This is a genomic window from Bacillus sp. 5RYD7K (assembly GCF_059831465.1).
In genome coordinates this window covers 3,693,577-3,712,813 of the sequence record NZ_CP191200.1, presented here as the reverse complement: position 1 = coordinate 3,712,813, position 19,237 = coordinate 3,693,577, and the positions used below count along the sequence as shown (strand labels likewise).

20 protein-coding genes and 1 other annotated feature are annotated in these 19,237 nt (G+C 44.7%); of the genes, 17 read left to right on the top strand and 3 right to left on the bottom strand.

The features are described from left to right. Nucleotides 1-18 precede the first annotated feature (18 nt). Both ACQE26_RS18175 and ACQE26_RS18170 read left to right on the top strand, forming a co-directional pair. A protein-coding gene (locus ACQE26_RS18175) for an IS3 family transposase (protein WP_500470225.1) occupies nt 19-1,169 on the top strand; the annotation gives its coding sequence in 2 pieces (ribosomal slippage) (nt 19-292 and nt 292-1,169; 1,152 coding nt in all). A gap of 114 nt (nt 1,170-1,283) precedes the next feature. Continuing rightward, nucleotides 1,284-1,463 (top strand): YjzC family protein, encoded by a 180-nt coding sequence (locus ACQE26_RS18170; RefSeq protein WP_016938252.1) that lies wholly within the window; start codon nt 1,284-1,286, stop codon nt 1,461-1,463. 36 nt (nt 1,464-1,499) lie between these two features. Here ACQE26_RS18170 and ACQE26_RS18165 read toward each other — a convergent pair whose 3' ends face one another. Further along, nucleotides 1,500-1,685, bottom strand: a complete 186-nt coding sequence (locus ACQE26_RS18165; RefSeq protein ID WP_016938251.1) for a YjzD family protein — start codon at nt 1,683-1,685, stop codon at nt 1,500-1,502. Nucleotides 1,686-1,946: 261 nt separating this feature from the next. Between ACQE26_RS18165 and ACQE26_RS18160 the strand changes: the two genes are divergently transcribed. From ACQE26_RS18160 to ACQE26_RS18145, 4 genes are all read left to right on the top strand, one after another. Continuing rightward, complete coding sequence (locus tag ACQE26_RS18160) at nt 1,947-2,681, top strand: lipase family protein (RefSeq protein ID WP_342007578.1); 735 nt, start codon at nt 1,947-1,949, stop codon at nt 2,679-2,681. Between the two features lie 82 nt (nt 2,682-2,763). Beyond that, nucleotides 2,764-3,330 carry a hypothetical protein gene (locus tag ACQE26_RS18155; protein ID WP_049628252.1) on the top strand — a complete coding sequence of 189 codons (567 nt, stop codon included), beginning with the start codon at nt 2,764-2,766 and terminating at the stop codon, nt 3,328-3,330. Nucleotides 3,331-3,417: 87 nt separating this feature from the next. After that, the gene (gene med / locus ACQE26_RS18150) at nt 3,418-4,371 is read left to right on the top strand and encodes a transcriptional regulator Med (RefSeq protein WP_500470224.1); all 954 of its coding nucleotides are present in this window, start codon (nt 3,418-3,420) and stop codon (nt 4,369-4,371) included. A 12-nt stretch (nt 4,372-4,383) separates the two neighbouring features. Beyond that, on the top strand, nt 4,384-4,575 hold the full coding sequence (locus ACQE26_RS18145; protein ID WP_003155061.1) for a ComZ family protein: 192 nt from the start codon (nt 4,384-4,386) through the stop codon (nt 4,573-4,575). Nucleotides 4,576-4,604: 29 nt separating this feature from the next. On the opposite strand, the gene ACQE26_RS18140 is transcribed toward ACQE26_RS18145, so the two are convergent. Next, nucleotides 4,605-4,847: a hypothetical protein gene (locus tag ACQE26_RS18140; RefSeq protein WP_060963097.1), complete on the bottom strand. Its 243-nt coding sequence runs from the start codon at nt 4,845-4,847 to the stop codon at nt 4,605-4,607. A gap of 165 nt (nt 4,848-5,012) precedes the next feature. Here ACQE26_RS18140 and ACQE26_RS18135 point away from each other — a divergent pair, with 165 nt between their 5' ends. The 9 genes from ACQE26_RS18135 (at nt 5,013) to ACQE26_RS18095 (ending at nt 14,788) form a co-directional block, all read left to right on the top strand. Continuing rightward, entirely contained in the window at nt 5,013-5,951 is a 939-nt protein-coding gene (locus tag ACQE26_RS18135) for a beta-ketoacyl-ACP synthase III (protein WP_060963096.1), read from the top strand. 23 nt (nt 5,952-5,974) lie between these two features. Continuing rightward, entirely contained in the window at nt 5,975-7,213 is a 1,239-nt protein-coding gene (fabF, locus tag ACQE26_RS18130; RefSeq protein ID WP_060965052.1) for a beta-ketoacyl-ACP synthase II, read from the top strand. Between the two features lie 84 nt (nt 7,214-7,297). Continuing rightward, complete coding sequence (locus ACQE26_RS18125; RefSeq protein ID WP_500470223.1) at nt 7,298-8,083, top strand: DUF2268 domain-containing putative Zn-dependent protease; 786 nt, start codon at nt 7,298-7,300, stop codon at nt 8,081-8,083. Between the two features lie 172 nt (nt 8,084-8,255). Further along, nucleotides 8,256-9,242, top strand: coding sequence for an ABC transporter ATP-binding protein (locus ACQE26_RS18120; protein WP_500470222.1), 987 nt, complete (start codon nt 8,256-8,258; stop codon nt 9,240-9,242). Beyond that, nucleotides 9,239-10,228: an ABC transporter ATP-binding protein gene (locus ACQE26_RS18115; RefSeq protein ID WP_060963093.1), complete on the top strand. Its 990-nt coding sequence runs from the start codon at nt 9,239-9,241 to the stop codon at nt 10,226-10,228. Before ACQE26_RS18120 ends, ACQE26_RS18115 begins: the two co-directional genes overlap by 4 nt. 77 nt (nt 10,229-10,305) lie before the next feature. Further along, the gene (locus tag ACQE26_RS18110; RefSeq protein WP_060963092.1) at nt 10,306-11,934 is read left to right on the top strand and encodes a peptide-binding protein; all 1,629 of its coding nucleotides are present in this window, start codon (nt 10,306-10,308) and stop codon (nt 11,932-11,934) included. 66 nt (nt 11,935-12,000) lie between these two features. Then, nucleotides 12,001-12,951, top strand: coding sequence for an ABC transporter permease (locus tag ACQE26_RS18105; RefSeq protein ID WP_045925327.1), 951 nt, complete (start codon nt 12,001-12,003; stop codon nt 12,949-12,951). 21 nt (nt 12,952-12,972) lie between these two features. Further along, nucleotides 12,973-13,887, top strand: coding sequence for an oligopeptide ABC transporter permease (opp4C, locus tag ACQE26_RS18100; RefSeq protein ID WP_016938239.1), 915 nt, complete (start codon nt 12,973-12,975; stop codon nt 13,885-13,887). 148 nt (nt 13,888-14,035) lie between these two features. Then, on the top strand, nt 14,036-14,788 hold the full coding sequence (locus ACQE26_RS18095; protein WP_016938238.1) for a YjbA family protein: 753 nt from the start codon (nt 14,036-14,038) through the stop codon (nt 14,786-14,788). A 32-nt stretch (nt 14,789-14,820) separates the two neighbouring features. On the opposite strand, the gene trpS is transcribed toward ACQE26_RS18095, so the two are convergent. Further along, nucleotides 14,821-15,813, bottom strand: a complete 993-nt coding sequence (gene trpS / locus ACQE26_RS18090) for a tryptophan--tRNA ligase (RefSeq protein ID WP_060963090.1) — start codon at nt 15,811-15,813, stop codon at nt 14,821-14,823. Nucleotides 15,814-15,868: 55 nt separating this feature from the next. Beyond that, nucleotides 15,869-16,081, bottom strand: a binding site (T-box leader). Between the two features lie 477 nt (nt 16,082-16,558). Here trpS and ACQE26_RS18085 point away from each other — a divergent pair. Both ACQE26_RS18085 and ACQE26_RS18080 read left to right on the top strand, forming a co-directional pair. After that, a complete protein-coding gene (locus ACQE26_RS18085; protein ID WP_060963089.1) occupies nt 16,559-18,193 on the top strand; it encodes a peptide ABC transporter substrate-binding protein in 1,635 nt (544 codons plus the stop codon). A 106-nt stretch (nt 18,194-18,299) separates the two neighbouring features. Continuing rightward, the gene (locus tag ACQE26_RS18080) at nt 18,300-19,235 is read left to right on the top strand and encodes an ABC transporter permease (protein ID WP_016938235.1); all 936 of its coding nucleotides are present in this window, start codon (nt 18,300-18,302) and stop codon (nt 19,233-19,235) included. Nucleotides 19,236-19,237 lie beyond the last annotated feature (2 nt).

Here is a 19,237-nt window from a genome sequence, read left to right as displayed (position 1 = left end):
ACTTGGAGGTGTTTTTCTATGAGGGCAAGAGTGAGTTATCCTGTTGAAGTCAAACAGAAGGCTGTAGAAATGAGATTGGCGGGCGTGCCTGTGAAGGAGATCATGCAGGAATTGAATATAAAGAATAAGACGCAGGTGCAGACATGGGTCAGGTGGTATAAAGCTGGGGATACACATCGATTCGAACAACCTGTCGGAAAGCAATATTCTTATGGAAAAGGTCCAGAGTATTCTTCCGAATTAGAGAAACTGCAGGCAGAAAATCGTTATCTGAGACAACAGAATGAAGTGTTAAAAAAGTACAACGAATTGGAAAGGAAGCTGATAGCGAAACGCCAGTCGAGCTTGTAGAAGCATTGCGCGGCACAATGACCATAAAGGATATCTGTATTCATTTAGGTATCTCACGAGCATCTTATTATCGTTGGAAGAAGAATCTGATGAAAGATAACCCTAAATACCATTTAGAAAAACAAATCGGCACGTTGTGCCGAGAACACAATTATCGATATGGCTATCGGAAAATCACAGCTATATTAAAAAAGGGAATGCGTATGAATCATAAAACGGTTCAGCGCATTATGCAGAAGAATCAGTGGCAATGCCGGGTTAAGGTGAAAAAGCGCAAGAAGAATGGGCAGCCATATGCCGTGGCCGAGAATATATTGGATCGGAACTTTCAGTCTGATCGCCCTCTGGAAAAGCTAGTAACGGATATCACATATTTGCCTTATGGGCAGAAACAATTGTATCTTTCCAGTATATTGGATTTATACAATGGAGAAGTGATTGCTTTTACGATTAGCGATAGACAGGACACAGACTTTGTCTTACACACACTTGATCAGCTGCCCGCACTGCCAGAGAACTGCGTGTTACATAGTGACCAAGGTTCTGTTTATACATCTTATGAGTATCAGAAAGCTGTTAAAACAAAAGGCATTACCATGAGCATGTCCCGCAAAGGGACGCCCGCTGATAATGCCTCCATCGAATCGTTTCATTCCTCACTAAAGTCTGAAACGTTCTACCTCGACAGGTTGGAAAGCACTACGACGACCATCGTAGAGCAAACTGTCGAAACCTATATACACTATTATAACAACATTCGTATTCAAACGAAACTAAACAACCAGCCGCCGGTCACATACCGACAGCTGGCTGCTTAAAGGTGTTTTGATCCCTGTCTCAAAAACGGGGGTCAGTCCCCTCATTCAGCGGTTTTTTAATATTTTCTCGCATACAAGCGCATACTACATGAAAAAGAAAAAGGAGGAAATGACGTGGGACAGCAGCATCAATTCCGACCGGGACAAAAAGCGCCGAATAACGGTGTGTACGTTGAAATCGGCGAAACGGGAAGTATGGTCAAAAATCCGCAAAAAATCAAGCTTACGGCGGGAGAAATGTTTCCTGAGACTTCAAATCACAACAGATTGTGGACATATCAACGAAAACCGTGAACAGAAAAAAACCTGCTGAATAGCAGGTTTTTTTAATTAATGCTGGCTTGCATCCTGTTTGACAGGCATGACTTCCGCAAGAACAAACACAAGCACCGCGATAACTACGGCGATAACGGATGATTGCTTGAAGTTGTACGCCGCGCTGTTCATGGAGGCGATCAAATAACAGGCCATATGTGTTAAAAGGAACGTCCAAATAAAACCGATAACTAACCGCACGTTTCCACCTCGTCCTTCATTTTATTCTACGTTGTATCATACCATACATAAGGCGCGGGCGGAAGGTCAATTTCGCATCAAAAAGCCCCGCCCTAAAACTGACTTTTTACCGCATGCCCGGCCGTCTGACGGAAAATACGGTCCCCGCACCGGTATAATAGCCAAAACATAGAAGCAACTAGGGGTTTAACTGATCCGTTTTCATTCTTCTTACATATGATAGCCAATAGAGAAACTAGGAGTAAAAGGAGGCGGAAAGGCATGGGGATAACGGAAAGATTTTTCCAACTCGGATCTGAGCTGAACGTCATCCATCTGCCGTATCGGCCGAACGGCTTCTGTATCTTTATTCTTGGGGACAGAACTCACTTTGTCAGCGGGGATTCAAGCTTTTGGCTCGAACATGAAGGGAGAAACCAGCTGTTAAATACGCTGCGTGACAGAGGTTATACAATCTTCAACAGCAATTTATACGGCAGGCATTGGGGATCGGAAAAAGCCGCCGCTTACGCCAGACAGCTGATTCATTATGTGCTGAAACAAGAAACCCTCAACCCGAAAATACACTTGCTTGCAGAAGGCATGGGCGCTCTCATCGCCGATCAACTGCTGCAATCTTCGCCGGAGCATATCCGTTCAGCAGCAATGTTAGATCCTTGTCTTGACCTTCAAGCCCATTTTGAATCAGAGAAAGAAAATAAGTTTTTTTATAAGCAGTTTCTGAGAGAAACGGCTCAAAGCTTCGGTGTTTCTGAAAAAGAGGCAAGCTCGCTGACCTATCAGACCATCACCGGCTGCCGCACCAGCGTGCCGGTACATATATGGCAAAGAACGACCGGAGCGCCGTATCCGTATACCCTGCATGCGAACGCATATAAAGAAGCCCGGGAAAAGACCGGATGCAAGACTGATATCACGTATCACATGCTTGAGAATCCGGCGCGGATGTACAGAGCCATCTGCCGCTTTTTCCGCAGTCATGAAAAAGACCTGTAGTGAATAGTATACAACAGCCATCTCTTTTCAGAGGGCTGTTTGGCTTGTGCGTGAATGAAAAACCGGAAAGGCGGCATATGTGATGAAGACAGCGCTGATCATTGGAGCAGATGAATTTCTCGGCCTTTCATTATGCGAACGGATGATGGATGAAGGTGTGCATGTTGATGTCATTTTGGATGAGCCGGAGGACAAAACGAGGCAGCTGTATTTAGAAGAACGTTTAATGTGGCTCGGGAGGAACGGGCTTTTTCAAATCATAGATGAAATCGGTGATAAGGAATACGATCGAATCTGCGTTCAATACGGGAGCGGATGTCTGCCTGAAGACAGAACGGAGCCTTTATATTGGATTGTTTACAACGAGGATCACGGAGACTGGGAAAAAAACGGCCAGCGGGACACGGTTAAAACGATTATTCTTCCGCCGCTTTACGGCCCGTGGACGGAAGCGAAAGAAGATGGCGAAAGCAGGGTCTTTTTAGAAGACGCAGCCTGCGGGCTGATGAATAAGCTTCAGGCGGACGGCACAGAGGAAGAAAATCAGGTTATTACCCTGGAAATAATAGAAAAAACGCAAAAAACAGAAGCGGAAGAAAAAATTCAAGAGTGGAAAAGACAATTTTCATCAACATTCGACAATTTTTAAGAAATACCTTCCATGTTATGTGCATTACCGCTACAATAAATATATACCAACTATACATGTTATGAGTAAAAAGGGGTTGAACACGGCTTGATCACCAGGCTTGTCATGGTCTTTTCTGTCCTCCTTTTTTTGAGCGGATGCGCACAAACTCCGTTTAAAGGGAAAATTGAGAAGGTCGGAATGCTGTTTCCCGATACCATCAGTGACCTGGTATGGGGCACAAAAGGTTACAAAGGTTTATTAGCGATACAATCTGAATTTAACGTTGACGTTTATTATAAAGAAAATATCAGATCTGATGAAGATATTTTAAAAGCGATAGATGATTTGCATAAAAAAGGAGTCAATCTTTTATACGGGCACGGAAATGAATACGAGGAAATCTTCAATATGATCAGTAAGGATTATCCCGACATGGAATTCGTCGTCGCAAACGGAACGGCGAAAAACGATAATGTCACAAGCGTTCATCTTATGGGAGAAGCGATGGGCTTTTTTGGGGGAATGACGGCCGCCCATATGTCTAAAACCAATGAGGTCGGCGTCATCGCCTCGTTTTTATGGCAGCCTGAGGTAGACGGTTTTATTAAAGGGGCAAAATATGAAAAGCCCGATATTACCGTCAATACTGAATTTACGGACCATTGGGATAACGGCAATGAAGCACTGCATCTTTATAAGAAGTTAAAAGCAGAAGGCACGGATGTTGTATATCCGGCCGGAGACGGGTATAATGTTCCTGTCATTCAGCAAATTAAAAAAGACGGGCTTTACGCCATCGGCTATGTCGCCGAGCAATCGAACCTCGGCAAAAACACGGTGCTGACAAGCACCGTGCAAAATGTAGACAAAGCCTATACAATAATCGCCGAGCAATATAATAACGGCACGCTCAAGAGCGGAGATCACAACTTCGATTTCAGGGAAGGAGTCGTTGAAATGGGGACGTTCAGCCCTCTGGTGGACAAAGCATTTCAAGACAAAATCTCAGATCTTGTAAAAACGTATAACCGAACAAATGAACTGCCGTCAAATGAATAGAGGTGGATACACATGCAGCATGAAAAGTCTCTTGAATTTATGCAAATCGCAATGAAATACCTGCCGGAAGCAAAGGCGGAGCTTGAGAAATCCGGCATTGATCTGTCTATGGAAATGATTCAGCCGTTTATGGATCTATTTACATCGGTCATGGCGGAAGCATATGAGCTTGGCAGATCTGATGCCGGAGAGCTGAATAAATAAAGAGAGCCACTTTTTCATGAAGTGGCTTTTCACATGATTTTTTTCTTGATGGCGGAAACCATCGATCCAAGCCCAAGGTCTTTAAATACAGGCTTTAATTGATCGAGGGAGTTCATGATGGAGCCCAGCTGATTCATCACGTGGTTGTAATCGACCGGACCTTCGTTTTCAGCCTGAGGCTGCTCGGGGTTTTCTTCGTTTTTTTCGTTTTCTTCCGGTTCTTTATCCCGGTCCCCGGAATTGCCGAACATCATTTTAGTGAAAATATCCATAATAAAGCCTCCTTTCATCTTCCTTATATTCTATGAAGAGCGGGAGCCGATAGTTTAGACGAATATATTGCCAACAGAAAAAAAATAGGGTAGAATTAGTACCTGATACTAACAATTGATCATAACTAATTAGTTTTAAATTCATTATAAAAAGGAGTCTTTCCTATGAAAGCTGGAATTCTTGGTGTCGGCCGTTATATCCCGGAAAAAGTGCTGACAAATCATGATCTTGAACAAATGGTAGATACATCGGACGAGTGGATTCGTACGAGAACAGGTATAGAAGAAAGAAGAATCGCCGCTGAAGATATGTATTCATCCGGCATGGCCGCTGAGGCTGCGCAAAAAGCGCTTGATCAGGCGGGCATTTCCGCTGAGGAGCTTGATATGATCCTCGTGGCGACGGTCACTCCCGACCAGTCTTTCCCTACCGTATCCTGTATGATACAAGAAAAGCTCGGGGCCAAAAAAGCGTGCGCGATGGATATCAGCGCTGCATGTGCCGGTTTTATGTACGGTATCGTAACCGCCAAACAGTTCATTGAATCGCAAACATACAAACATGTCCTTGTGGTCGGAGTCGAAAAGCTTTCAAGCATTACTGACTGGGAAGACCGCAATACGGCTGTTCTGTTCGGGGACGGGGCCGGAGCGGCTGTCATCGGACCGGTCAGCGACGACAGAGGCATACTGTCATTTGAGCTCGGAGCAGACGGTACAGGCGGTCAGCACTTGTACTTAGATGAAAAAGGGCATACAATCATGCATGGAAGAGAAGTATTCAAATTCGCCGTCCGGCAAATGGGTGAATCAAGTGTAAATGTCATTGAAAAAGCCGGTCTTTCCAAAGAGGACGTAGACTTTTTGATTCCCCATCAGGCAAACATCCGCATTATGGAAGCGGCACGGGAACGTTTGGAGCTTCCGGTTGAAAAGATGTCTAAAACAGTCCATAAATATGGAAACACATCCGCGGCATCCATTCCGATTTCATTAGTAGAGGAACTGGAAGCAGGTAAAATTAAAGACGGCGATGTCATCGTCATGGTCGGTTTCGGCGGAGGATTGACATGGGGCGCCATAGCGATACGCTGGGGACGATAGAAAAAAGGTGAGGTGCACACATGATGAATAAAAAAAGAGTAGTCGTTACAGGACTTGGAGCCCTGTCTCCGCTTGGCAACGACGCCGAAACAAGCTGGAAAAATGCAATTAGCGGCGTATCCGGAATCGGACCGATCACACGTGTGGAATCGGACGAGTATCCGGCGAAAGTAGCTGCTGAACTGAAAGATTTCAATATTGAAAACTACATGGATAAAAAAGAAGCGAGAAAAATGGACCGCTTCACACAATATGCTGTTGTAGCCGCGAAAATGGCTGTTGAAGATGCCGGTCTGAACATCACAGAAGAGATCGCGCCAAGAGTCGGCGTTTGGGTCGGTTCCGGAATCGGCGGCCTTGAAACGCTTGAATCCCAATTCGAAATCTTCCTGACAAAAGGGCCGAGACGGGTCAGCCCGTTCTTTGTTCCGATGATGATTCCGGATATGGCAACAGGCCAAATCTCAATCGCTCTCGGAGCAAAAGGAGTCAACTCCTGTACGGTGACGGCATGCGCGACGGGAACAAACTCTATCGGTGACGCGTTTAAAGTCATTCAGCGCGGCGATGCCGATGCGATGATTACGGGCGGAACGGAAGCGCCGCTGACAAGAATGTCATTTGCGGGCTTCAGCGCAAACAAAGCCCTTTCTACAAATCCTGATCCGAAAACGGCAAGCCGCCCGTTTGATAAAAACCGTGATGGCTTTGTCATGGGAGAAGGCGCGGGGATCATCGTACTTGAAGAGCTTGAGCACGCGCTTGCCCGCGGTGCGAAAATCTACGGAGAAATTGTCGGTTACGGCTCAACGGGTGATGCTTACCACATTACCGCGCCTGCCCAAGACGGGGAAGGCGGTGCGAGAGCGATGCAGGAAGCAATCAAAGATGCGGGCATCAAGCCTGAAGAAATTGATTACATTAACGCTCACGGCACAAGCACGTACTACAATGACAAATACGAGACAAAAGCCATTAAGACCGTTTTCGGTGATCATGCGTACAAGCTTGCCATCAGCTCGACAAAATCAATGACGGGCCATTTGTTAGGCGCTGCCGGAGGAATTGAAGCCATCTTCTCCGTCATGGCGATTAAAGACAGCGTTATCCCGCCGACGATTAACATCGAAACACCTGATGAAGAGTGTGATTTAGATTATGTACCGGACAAAGCGCGCGAGCAGGATGTTAACATCGTTCTCAGCAACTCGCTCGGATTCGGCGGACATAATGCCACTTTGATCTTTAAAAAATATCAATAATACAGTTTTTTGACCGGCTGCCTGAAAAAGGCGGCCGGTTTTTTTGTGCGTGCATATGATAACAACAAGAGGAGGCGAACCGGTATGAGCGTCAAGCAGACATATAAATGGATGGAAAAGGCGGCATCCATGAATGATTTGGCCCCGCACCTTTTGCCGCTTTTTTCAGGGGCCGATAAGAAAGAGTGGAAGCCGATACTCGCGATGCTGCAAAACCACGGAATGTTCCGCCATCTGAAGGACGGCGTTAGGACCAGTAAACGGCTGAAAGAAAGAGGAAGCTACAGTCATATCCAAAAGGAGGAAGCTTATTTAAAGGAGAAGTGGAACGGGCCGGACGTGCCGATCGTTGTTTTGCCCGTTGATGAACGAAACCGGAAAATCCGTCTGGAATTCGGGTCAAAATCCGGTCTTGCTTTCCGGGACAAAATGTTTCTCTTCTTATCGTCGGATAGTTCCAATTCAGCTGTTTCCGCCCTTATGACACATGAATATAATCACGTCTGCCGGTTAGAACATGTGACAAAGGACGAAAAAGATGAGACATTACTTGATACAATCATGATGGAGGGGCTGGCAGAATATGCTGTATATGAGCGATTCGGCTCAAGTCTTACGGCGGAATGGACGTCCTACTATACGCCTGAGCAGCTTGATTTTCTGTTTGAAAAAAGAGTCAAGCCGAACCTCCGATTAACGAGAGACAGCAGAATGTTTTCACAGCTCTTATACGGAAAAGGATACTTCCCCTCAATGCTTGGTTATGCCGTCGGATTCAATATAGTAAAAAAATATTTAACCGATCATCAAAAAACAGTAAAAGAAGCATTGGCCATCCCTTCAAAAACCTTTCTGGAAGCAACGCTTTAAAAGAATGAAAGAATGGTAATTATTTGATGATATTACATTTATCCTAAAAAATTCTTGCTTTTGTAATAATGATGTAATAATATACAACTATAAAATTTTTGACTATTCTATATTTTGTGATAGCGAAACGTATGTTTCCCTCTGCTGCAGCGGAATGAGAAAGGGGCGTATCATGAGCACACTATTAGAAGTGAATAACTTAAAGACCTATTTTTTCAGAAAGAAACAGCCGATTCCCGCAGTCGACGGGGTGGATTTTCACATTAACAAGGGCGAAACCGTCGCCCTTGTAGGAGAATCCGGCTCGGGCAAAAGCATCACCTCTCTTTCTATTATGGGACTTGTCCAAGGCTCGGGCGGGAAAATTGTGGACGGCTCGATTAAGCTGGAAGGCAGGGACCTGGCCTCCTTCACCGAAAACGAATATTGCAAAATCCGCGGAAATGACGTCTCTATGATCTTTCAGGAACCTATGACTTCTCTAAACCCGGTGCTGACCATCGGCGAACAAATTACCGAAGTGCTTGAATACCATAAAAAAATGAGTAAAAAAGAAGCTGTGAATAAAGCCGTTGAGCTTCTCAAGCTCGTCGGATTCTCAAGAGCGGAACAAGTAATGAAAGAATATCCGCACCGTCTTTCCGGGGGAATGAGACAGAGGGTGATGATCGCCATTGCGCTCAGCTGCAACCCGAAGCTTCTGATAGCCGATGAACCGACGACGGCGCTTGATGTGACGATACAAGCCCAAGTATTGGAGCTGATGAAAGACCTCTGCAAAAAATTCGATACTTCCATTCTGCTGATCACTCACGATTTAGGCGTCGTTTCCGAAGCCGCCGACAGGGTGATCGTGATGTACTGCGGACAAGTCGTTGAGAGCGCGAGCGTGGAAGACTTATTTTTAAACCCCCTTCATCCGTACACGGAAGGGCTGTTAAACTCCATACCGGTGATAGACGGAGAGATTGATACATTAAAAGCGATCAAAGGCAGTGTCCCGACACCGGATCATCTTCCGGAAGGCTGCCGATTCGCTCCGAGGTGTGCGAAGGCGATGGACAAATGCAAAACGGGGCAGCCGGAGCTGATAACACATGAAAGCGGCCGTTCTGTAAGGTGTTTTTTATATGAGGAAGAGGGTGCCCAATCAAAATGACAGCTGTGAACCAAGAAACGATATTAGAGCTGAAAGACGTAAAAAAATATTTCCCGATCCGTTCCGGTTTTTTTCAAAGAAAAGTCGGAGACATCAAGGCTGTCGACGGTGTTTCTTTTTCACTGAAGCGCGGCGAGACGCTCGGCATCGTCGGTGAATCAGGATGCGGCAAATCAACGGCGGGAAGGACGATGATCCGTTTATACAAACCGACAGACGGCCGGATTCTTTTTAAGGGCCAGGATATTTCCGGCTTATCAGAAGAAAAGCTGAGAAAAAGTGTCCGCAAAAACATCCAGATGGTCTTCCAGGACCCCTTCGCATCGCTTAATCCGAGAAAAACACTGCGCTCCATTATTAAAGAACCGTTCCAGACTCACCATATGTACAGCATTCGCGAGCGGAACGAGAGAGTAGAGGAGCTGCTGGCGAAAGTCGGTCTCCATCCGAGCTTTGCGAACCGCTATCCGCATGAATTTTCCGGAGGGCAGCGTCAGCGGATCGGGATTGCGCGGGCTTTAACATTGAATCCCGAGCTGATTATTGCGGATGAACCCGTATCTGCGCTTGATGTCTCCATTCAGGCTCAGGTCATCAATCTGATGGAAGAACTGCAGGAAGAATTCAACCTTACCTATTTGTTTATATCTCATGATTTAAGTGTTGTCCGCCATATCAGTGACAGAGTCGGCGTTATGTATCTGGGAAAAATGATGGAGCTGACCGATAAACATGAGCTTTACGACAATCCGCTTCACCCCTATACGCAAGCGCTGTTATCTTCAGTGCCCGTCACGAGAAAAAAAGACGCCGTCAAGCGGGAACGAATCATCCTGAAAGGAGAACTGCCGAGCCCGGCAAACCCGCCGAAAGGCTGCGTGTTCCACACGCGGTGCCCGATGGCCAAACCGATCTGTAAGGAACAAATCCCGGCATTTGAAGAAGCCGCTCCCGGCCATTACGTCGCCTGCCATTTATATACCTGAAATGACAAGCATCGAGAGGGGGTATGCCGGATTACATAACCTGTTTGCTGCATATATATCACAAAGGGGGAATTGATATGAAATTACGTAAAACCGCACTGATGATGCTAAGTGTTTTTATGGCGCTCGCCATCTTCCTGTCAGCCTGCTCCGGCTCAAAATCCACAAGCACCGAATCCAAACCGGCCGGAAAACCGCAAAAAGGCGGAGATTTGGTTGTCGGGTCAACTGGGGAACCAACGCTTTTTAATCCTCTTTACTCCACCGATGTTGCAAGTTCCGATATTGAAGGAATGATTTACAGCACATTATTAGAAACCGATGAGAAATTGAACGTCAAGCCGTCGCTGGCTGAAAAAGTAACAGAGTCTGACGGGGGATTAACGTATGATGTAAAACTGAAAAAAGGCGTAAAATTCCATGATGGAAAAGAGCTCACGGCCGATGATGTAGTGTTCACCTACAGCATTCCTCTTAACAAAGATTACAACGGTGAGCGGGGCTCAGGTTTTGAGTCACTTAAATCCGTAACGAAAAAAGGAAAATATGAAATTCAGTTTAAAATGAAGAAAAAAGATGCCTATTTCTACAATGTCGTTCTCGGCAGTTACGGCATTTTGCCAAAACATATATTGGGTAAGGTCCCGGTTGCTGATCTGGGAGAAAATGAATTTAACCGTAAAAACCCAATCGGCTCCGGTCCGTTTAAGTTTGTCGAGTGGAAAAAGGGCGAGTATGTCAAACTGAAAGCAAATGATGATTACTTTGAAGGCAGACCATATCTTGATACAGTGACAGTCAAAACAATTCCTGATTCCAACGCGGCCGTGGCCCAGTTAAAAGCGGGGGACATTGATTTCTTCGCTGTGCCGGGCACAGATTTTGATACGGTTAAGACGTTTGGGAACGTAAAGGTTAAATCTGATCTCGGCTTAAACTACAGCTATATCGGCTGGAATGAGAAAAAAGAGCTTTTTAAGGACAAAAAAGTGCGTCAGGCATTGACTTACGCTCTTGACAGGCAGGCAATGGTAGATCAAGTGCTGAACGGAGACGGTAAGGTAGCGGATGTTCCTGAAAGTCCGCTGTCATGGAATTATCCGAAGTCTAAAGTGCCGACATTTGATTATAATCCGAAAAAAGCAAAGCAGCTGTTAAAAGAAGCCGGATGGGAAGATCATGACGGTGACGGCTACCTTGATAAAGACGGGAAAAAATTCTCTTTTGAAATTAAAACGAATCAAGGCAATAAAATTCGTGAAGATTTAGCGGTTGTCGTTCAGCAGCAATTAAAAGAAGTAGGAATTGAGGCAAAGCCGCGGATTGTTGAATTCAGTGCGTTAATTGAACAGACCAGTGCCCCTAATTGGGATTATGACGCTCTTCTTCTCGGATGGAGTCTTGCTACGTTCCCGGATCAGTTCTCCATCTTCCATTCAAGCCAATCTAAAAACGGGCTGAATAATATTTGGTACAAAAATCCGAAAGTCGATAAGCTGCTTGAAGAGGCGAAGTCAATTACTGACAGAAAAGAATACCAAAAGAAATATGAAGAGATATACAAATTGATTGCGGAAGATCAGCCGTACAGCTTCTTATTCTATTACAACTATCACAGAGCGATGCCGAATAATTTACAAGGCTATGTATTCCACCCTAAAAATGACTTGTACAATATTGAAAAATGGTGGCTGGATCAAAAATAGCAAAAGCCCTTGAGAGGGAAGGAGGTTCCTTTCCTCTCTTATCCTATTTAAAAAGGGGACAAGAATATGGTTACATATATTTTACGGCGAACATTAATGTCCTTGCCGATTCTCTTAGGCATCACAATTTTGTCGTTTGCCATCATGAAAGCAGCGCCGGGAGATCCGATGTCACTTATGATGGACCCTACAATCAGTCAAGCGGACAGGGCGAAATTCATTGAAAAATACGGATTGAACGATCCGGAACCGGTTCAATATGTGAAATGGCTGGGGAATATGCTGCAAGGCGATTTCGGGACTTCTATTGTGAAGAAAGGCACCCCTGTTTCTGAACTTATCTTATCCCGCTTACCGAATACGATTGTGCTTATGCTTTTCTCAACCCTTGTCGCTCTTCTGATTTCTATTCCATTTGGTGTTTTGTCAGCGAAACGTCCTTATTCCAAATTGGATTACGGGATAACTGTTACTTCATTCTTAGGGCTTGCTATTCCGAATTTTTGGTTCGGTTTGATTTTAATTATGGTTTTATCTGTGAATCTTGGGTGGTTTCCCACTGGCGGAGTAAGCACTTTGAATGCTGACTTTAACATATTTGACCGTTTGCATCATTTGATTCTGCCTGCTTTTGTGCTCGCAACGGCAGACATGGCTGGGATAACGAGATACACAAGATCCAGTATGCTTGATGTGTTAAAACAGGATTATATACGCACGGCGCGTGCGAAAGGATTCAGAGATAATAAAGTGATTTTTAAGCACGGTTTGCGAAACGGACTTCTTCCTGTCATCACTATTTTTGGTCTGATGATACCGTCATTTATCGGGGGAGCGGTAGTGGTAGAACAGATTTTTACTTGGCCGGGTCTCGGCAAATTGTTTATTGATTCAGCCTTTTCACGAGATTATCCGGTTATCATGGCCATGACGGTCATTTCAGCTGTTTTGGTTGTAGTGGGGAATTTAATTGCGGACATCTTATATGCGTTGGCTGACCCGCGTATTGAATATTAACTAAGAGAGGTGAGAGGTCAAATGTTACAGCCAAATACCGGCACACCCCCCAGTGAAATAAAATTAAAAGAAAATATTCAATCCAAACCGGAAACAATGACTAAGATTTTTTTCGAAAAGTTCTTTCAAAACAAACTTGCTGTAATCGGAGCCGTTATATTAACCATCATCATTTTGTCAGCCTTATTCGCTTCGGTAATCGCTCCTTACTCTCCAGAGAGTCAATCTCTTATCAATCGTTTGAAGCCGCCGAGTTTAAAACATCTAATGGGAACTGATAAATTCGGAAGAGACATCTTTACGAGGGTTCTGTACGGGGCGCGCGTTTCCTTGCTTGTCGGATTCGCATCTGTGATCGGTGCAATTACAATCGGAACTGTTGTCGGAGCCGTTGCCGGTTATTTTAAGGGAATTGTCGATGCCGTTCTCATGAGAACTGTGGATATCGTATTATCCATACCTGATATATTTTTGCTTATTACACTTGTTACGATTTTTCAGCCCGGAATGGATAAATTAATTTTAATTTTCTCCCTTACAGGCTGGACAACAACAGCACGCCTTGTGCGAGGGGAGTTTTTATCGCTTCGTTCCAGAGAATTTGTACTGGCTGCAAAGACGATCGGTACAAAAAATCATCATATTATTTTTTCTCATATATTGCCGAATGCGCTTGGGCCGATTATTGTCTCGGCCACATTAAAGGTCGGAACGGTTATTTTGGCAGAATCTACATTGAGTTATCTCGGTTTCGGGATTCAGCCGCCGATCGCAAGCTGGGGCAATATGCTTCAGGATGCACAGAACTTTACGCTTATGATTCAGGCTTGGTGGTACCCGTTATTCCCAGGGTTGTTGATTCTTCTTACCGTATTGTGCTTCAACTTTGTCGGAGACGGGCTGCGTGACGCGCTTGATCCGAAAAATGTGAAATGATCTCCCGGACGGAACGGGAGATTTTTTTTGTTGCGATGCAAGGGGGAATCCAGCCCCCTCTTGAGGAAATCTCATATCAAAATGGAATAATTTATCTATCCCTTGCCTATACTGTGGACAACAGTTTTTATAAAGTGAGGGGTCGAATATGTTATTTCTTCATGATGTGTGGGTCAATTGGTTTGAAGGGGAAGAGAATGGCTACAATGTATGCCATTTTCACGAATGGCGGAAGGAAGACACGGTTGAGCTTTTGGATCAGACGCCGCTGCTCAGAGTGCCGTCGGTATTATTTCATTACATAGAAAACGACTTATCAGAGCTTCCGAAAGAGCTGCTGGAACAAGTGCATCAAAAGTCATATGTGCGAAAAAATCATGAACGGACGAAGCTTGAGTACTGTTTTGTCGTGACTGACGGAATCGGCATCATTGCCGTGGATACGATCGGGTATACCATTCCGGTCAGAAAGAGCCGTCTGATTCCGAGGCAGGAGCAGCTTGTTTATGAAATGGTAAAGGATGTAGAGCCGGAATCGTTTCAATTTGAGCCTGCACAATTGGAGTCTTCAAAGGAATATCACATTTTATCATTGGCGCCGGAGCATGTCAGAGGGCTGACAAGAAAAGAACGGCAGATCAAGCAGCTGATGTTTATGGCGCTTGACCAGCTTAAAGGGCTGAAGAACCGCGCGGAAATAGTGTATTGGTACACGGAATGGAATCCGCATATGTACGAGCAGATCAAACGGATGAGCTTTGAAGAGATTTGGGACATGCTTTATAATGAAACAATCGAAGGCTGGTCAGACAAGCATCTTGCGTTCTGTGAAAATTTGATTAAAGGGCAGCCGTTTTTCGAAAAGCTTTGGGAAATGGAACAGGAATCAAAAGTGAACTAAAAAAGAGGCGGGGATCATCCCGCCTCTTTTCTTTATCTTCTTTTCCGTCCGAGACCCATGGCGTTCTCCATTTTTTTCACCATTTTGCCGGCGGTTTTGTTTGCGCGTGCTGCCCCTTCGTCGAGAATGCGGTCAAGCTCGTCGCTTTCAATTAATTCACGATAGCGCTCTTGGATCGGTGACAAAGCGCCGATAACGACTTCGGCTAAATCGCTTTTGAATTCACCGTAACCTTTGCCTTCATATTTTGCCTCTAATTCTTCAATTGATGTGTTTCCTAAAATAGAATAGATCGTCAAAAGGTTAGAAACACCCGGTTTGTTTTCTTTATCATACTTTACAATGCCTTCCGAATCAGTCACGGCGCTCTTGATTTTCTTTTCAAGCTGTTTCGGCTCATCAAGCAGCGTGATGTATGCCTTTTGGTTCGGGTCTGATTTGCTCATTTTTTTGAGCGGATCAGCCAGTGACATGATGCGTGCGCCTGTTTTAGGGATTTTCACCTCAGGAATCGTGAAGATGTCGTTGTATTTCTTATTGAAGCGCTCCGCCAGATTGCGGGTCAGTTCAAGGTGCTGTTTTTGGTCTTCTCCGACCGGAACAAGGTCCGTGCCGTACAGTAAAATATCACCGGCCATCAGCGGCGGATATGTTAACAGCCCTGAGACGACGGCTTCTTTGCCTTTTGACTTATCTTTAAATTGCGTCATCCGCTCAAGCTCGCCGATATATGCGACACATTGGAGCATCCATCCCGCCTGGGCATGAGCGGGAACCTCTGACTGGATAAAGAGGGTCGCTTTCTCGGGGTCAAGTCCGACGGCCAGGTAAAGAGCCGCCAGATTGCGGATGTTCTTCCGCAGCTCAAGCCGATCCTGCGGAACCGTAATTGCATGCTGATCAACGATGCAGAAATATCCGTTGTAATCATGCTGCAAATCGACAAATTGCTTCATGGCGCCGATGTAGTTGCCGAGGGTAACGGAGCCGCTCGGCTGAATGCCTGAAAAAATCGTTTTCTTCATAGTTCTTACCTCATTTCTTAAAACATAATAAAAAAAGCCCATTCTTCCCGTAGAAAAAAGGGACGAATGAACCGTGGTGCCACCCTGATTATTCCATTACAATGGAATCGCTCGAGACGTTGGTAACGGAGGCTGCTCCGGCTGGGCCTACTTTACGTTCAGTCAGCTGCTCAGAAGTCCATTCCACAGGGCCCGTTACCTGCTCCCAGCACCGCAGGCTCTCTTCAAACGGGTTGATATGTGTACTACTCTTCATCATAGCAATCACAACAAAATGTTCTTTGATTGATCTATTATAAATCAATTATAGCCAAATGTCATCAGAAGAATACAAGCTTATTTCCAATTTGCTTAAAGGCTGAAAATCCGCAAAAAGAACTGAAAATGCCTAAAAGATAACGGATATCAACATTTCGTATAACGAATATTATATGTAAAAAGCAATATGAACTGGAAATTACAATAAAAATATTTAGTTAGGTCATGCTTTAAACTGTAGAAGTGTATCACCTTTTTGGCAGAAAAACTGACCAAATTTAAATATTTTAAATTGAGAAAATAGTATTGCAATAAATTATTCATTTCATTATAATGAACTTGTTCACTCTATTGTTACAGCTTCTTTACATAAAATAATCAGAAAAGACGGAACACAATTAAAGTTTAGAAAAATATTACGTTATTTTGTCTGATATTTCTGAGTATTTAGTAGTAAAGGCTGAAAATTTGATTAGGGGGTTAGTGCATGAAAAAGCGTTGGTCTATTGTAGGTTTGATGCTTATCTTCTCGCTTGTGTTAAGTGCGTGCGGCGGATTCAGCGGCGGATCAGGAGACGGTAAAAAAGACACCAAAGGACAGACTACACTTAATATCAATATTAAAACTGAGCCGTTTTCAATGCATCCGGGATTAGCGAATGATTCCGTTTCAGGAGGCGTAATCCGCCAGATTTATGAAGGATTGACACGCGTAAACTCCAAAGGTGAGCCTGAAGAAGGAATGGCATCTAAAATTGAAACAAGCAAAGACGGAAAGACCTATACATTTACGATTCGTGACGGTGCGAAATGGTCTAACGGCGACCCCGTGACTGCGCAGGATTTTGAATATGCATGGAAATGGGTGCTTGACCCGAACAACGAATCACAATACGCTTATCAGCTCTACTACATCAAAGGCGCTGAAGCCGCCAATACAGGAAAAGGCAAGCTTGATGACGTAGGCGTAAAAGCTGTAAATGACAAAACATTAAAGGTTGAACTGAACAACCCGACACCTTACTTCCTGCAATTAACTTCATTCTATACGTATATGCCGATCAACAAGAAAATTGCTGAAAAACATAAAAACTGGAACACAAATGCAGGCGAAAATTACGTGTCAAACGGCCCGTTCAAAATGACGGCCTGGAAACACAGCGGTTCTATCACGCTTGAAAAGAACGATCAATATTGGGATAAAGACGCTGTGAAATTGAAGAAAATCAACATGGTGATGATTAACAATGACAACACCGAACTGAAAAAATTCCAGGCGGGTGAGCTTGACTGGGCAGGAATGCCGCTCGGCCAGCTTCCGACCGAATCTCTGCCGACTTTGAAAAAGGATGGATCGCTCCATGTTGAACCGATCGCAGGTGTGTATTGGTACAAATTCAACACAGAAGCGAAACCGCTGAACAATGTTAACATCCGTAAAGCCCTTGCTTATGCGATCGACCGCTCATCTATCGTGAAAAATGTGACGCAGGGGGAACAAATCCCGGCCATGGCTGCAGTGCCGCCGTCAATGAAGGGATTCGAGGATAACAAAAAAGGCTATTTCAAAGACAATGACGTCAAAACAGCAAAAGAATACTTAAATAAAGGACTGAAAGAATTAGGTGTCAAGAGCGTCTCTGACCTTCCGGCAATCAAATTGTCCTACAATACGAATGATGCGCATGCGAAAATCGCGCAGGCCGTACAGGAAATGTGGAAAAAGAACTTAGGTGTCAAAGCTGAGCTTGATAATTCCGAATGGAATGTGTACATCGATAAGCTGCACAGCCAAGATTATCAGGTCGGGCGTATGGCCTGGTTAGGCGACTTTAATGATGCAATTAACTTCCTTGAAGCCTATCGCGATAAAGATGGGGGAAACAATGATACAGGATGGGAAGACCCTGAGTTTAAAAAGCTGCTGAACCAATCTCAGCTTGAAACGGATCCGGATAAACGTATCGAAGAGCTGAAAAAAGCAGAAAAAATCTTTATGGACGCAATGCCGGTCGCGCCAGTTTACTTCTATACAGATACTTGGGTGCAGGATAAAAACCTCAAAAATGTAATCTTGACCGGAACAGGTGACGTTTTCTTCAGAAACGCTTCTTTTGAATAACAGGCGGTTCTGAAAACAAAAGACCCAAGGTATATGGGGAGGATGTCCCCGTATACCTTTCTTGCTTATTAAGTTTAAAATGGTAAAAAATATGGAGGTGTTCACCTTGCTGAAATACATCGGTAAACGATTCATTTACATGATCATCACGCTGTTTGTGATTGTCACCGCCACTTTCTTCTTAATGCAGGCAGCCCCGGGCGGACCATTTTCCGGCGAAAGAAAGCTGACGCCTGAAATTGAAGCAAACTTAAACGAACACTATGGCCTGGACAAGCCTCTTTTCGTTCAATATGTCAGCTACTTAAAATCTGTAGCGATGTGGGACTTTGGGCCTTCTTTTAAATATAAAGGCCAAAGTGTTAATGATTTAATCAATTCCGGCTTCCCCGTCTCATTCACTCTCGGTGCAGAAGCAATTCTCCTCGCATTAGCGTTTGGTGTGCTTTTCGGGGTGCTGGCTGCCCTGTACCATAATAAATGGCAGGATTATACCATTGCGATTTTAACGATCTTTGGGATCTCAGTTCCGAGTTTTATATTGGCGACGATTTTGCAATATATTTTCTCCATTAAATTAGAACTGTTCCCGGTCGCGGGGTGGGAATCCTGGGCATACACCTTTCTGCCCTCCATTGCGCTCGCTTCCATGCCGATGGCGTTCATTGCCAGACTCTCCCGTTCAAGCATGATTGAAGTGTTAAACAGCGATTACATACGGACTGCAAAAGCAAAAGGCCTTTCCCGGCCGTCAGTCACCGTGCGCCATGCGCTTCGAAACGCGCTTTTGCCCGTCGTGACATATATGGGGCCGATGGCGGCATCCATTTTAACAGGAAGTTTCATCATTGAATCGATTTTCGGAATCCCCGGTTTAGGCGCGCATTTTGTAAACAGCATTACAAACCGTGATTATACGGTCATTATGGGAGTTACCGTGTTCTTCAGTGTGATCCTGCTTTTATGCGTATTGATTGTAGATGTGCTGTACGGATTAATCGATCCGAGAATCAAGCTTTCTAAAGCAAAGAAAGGAGCCTAGAC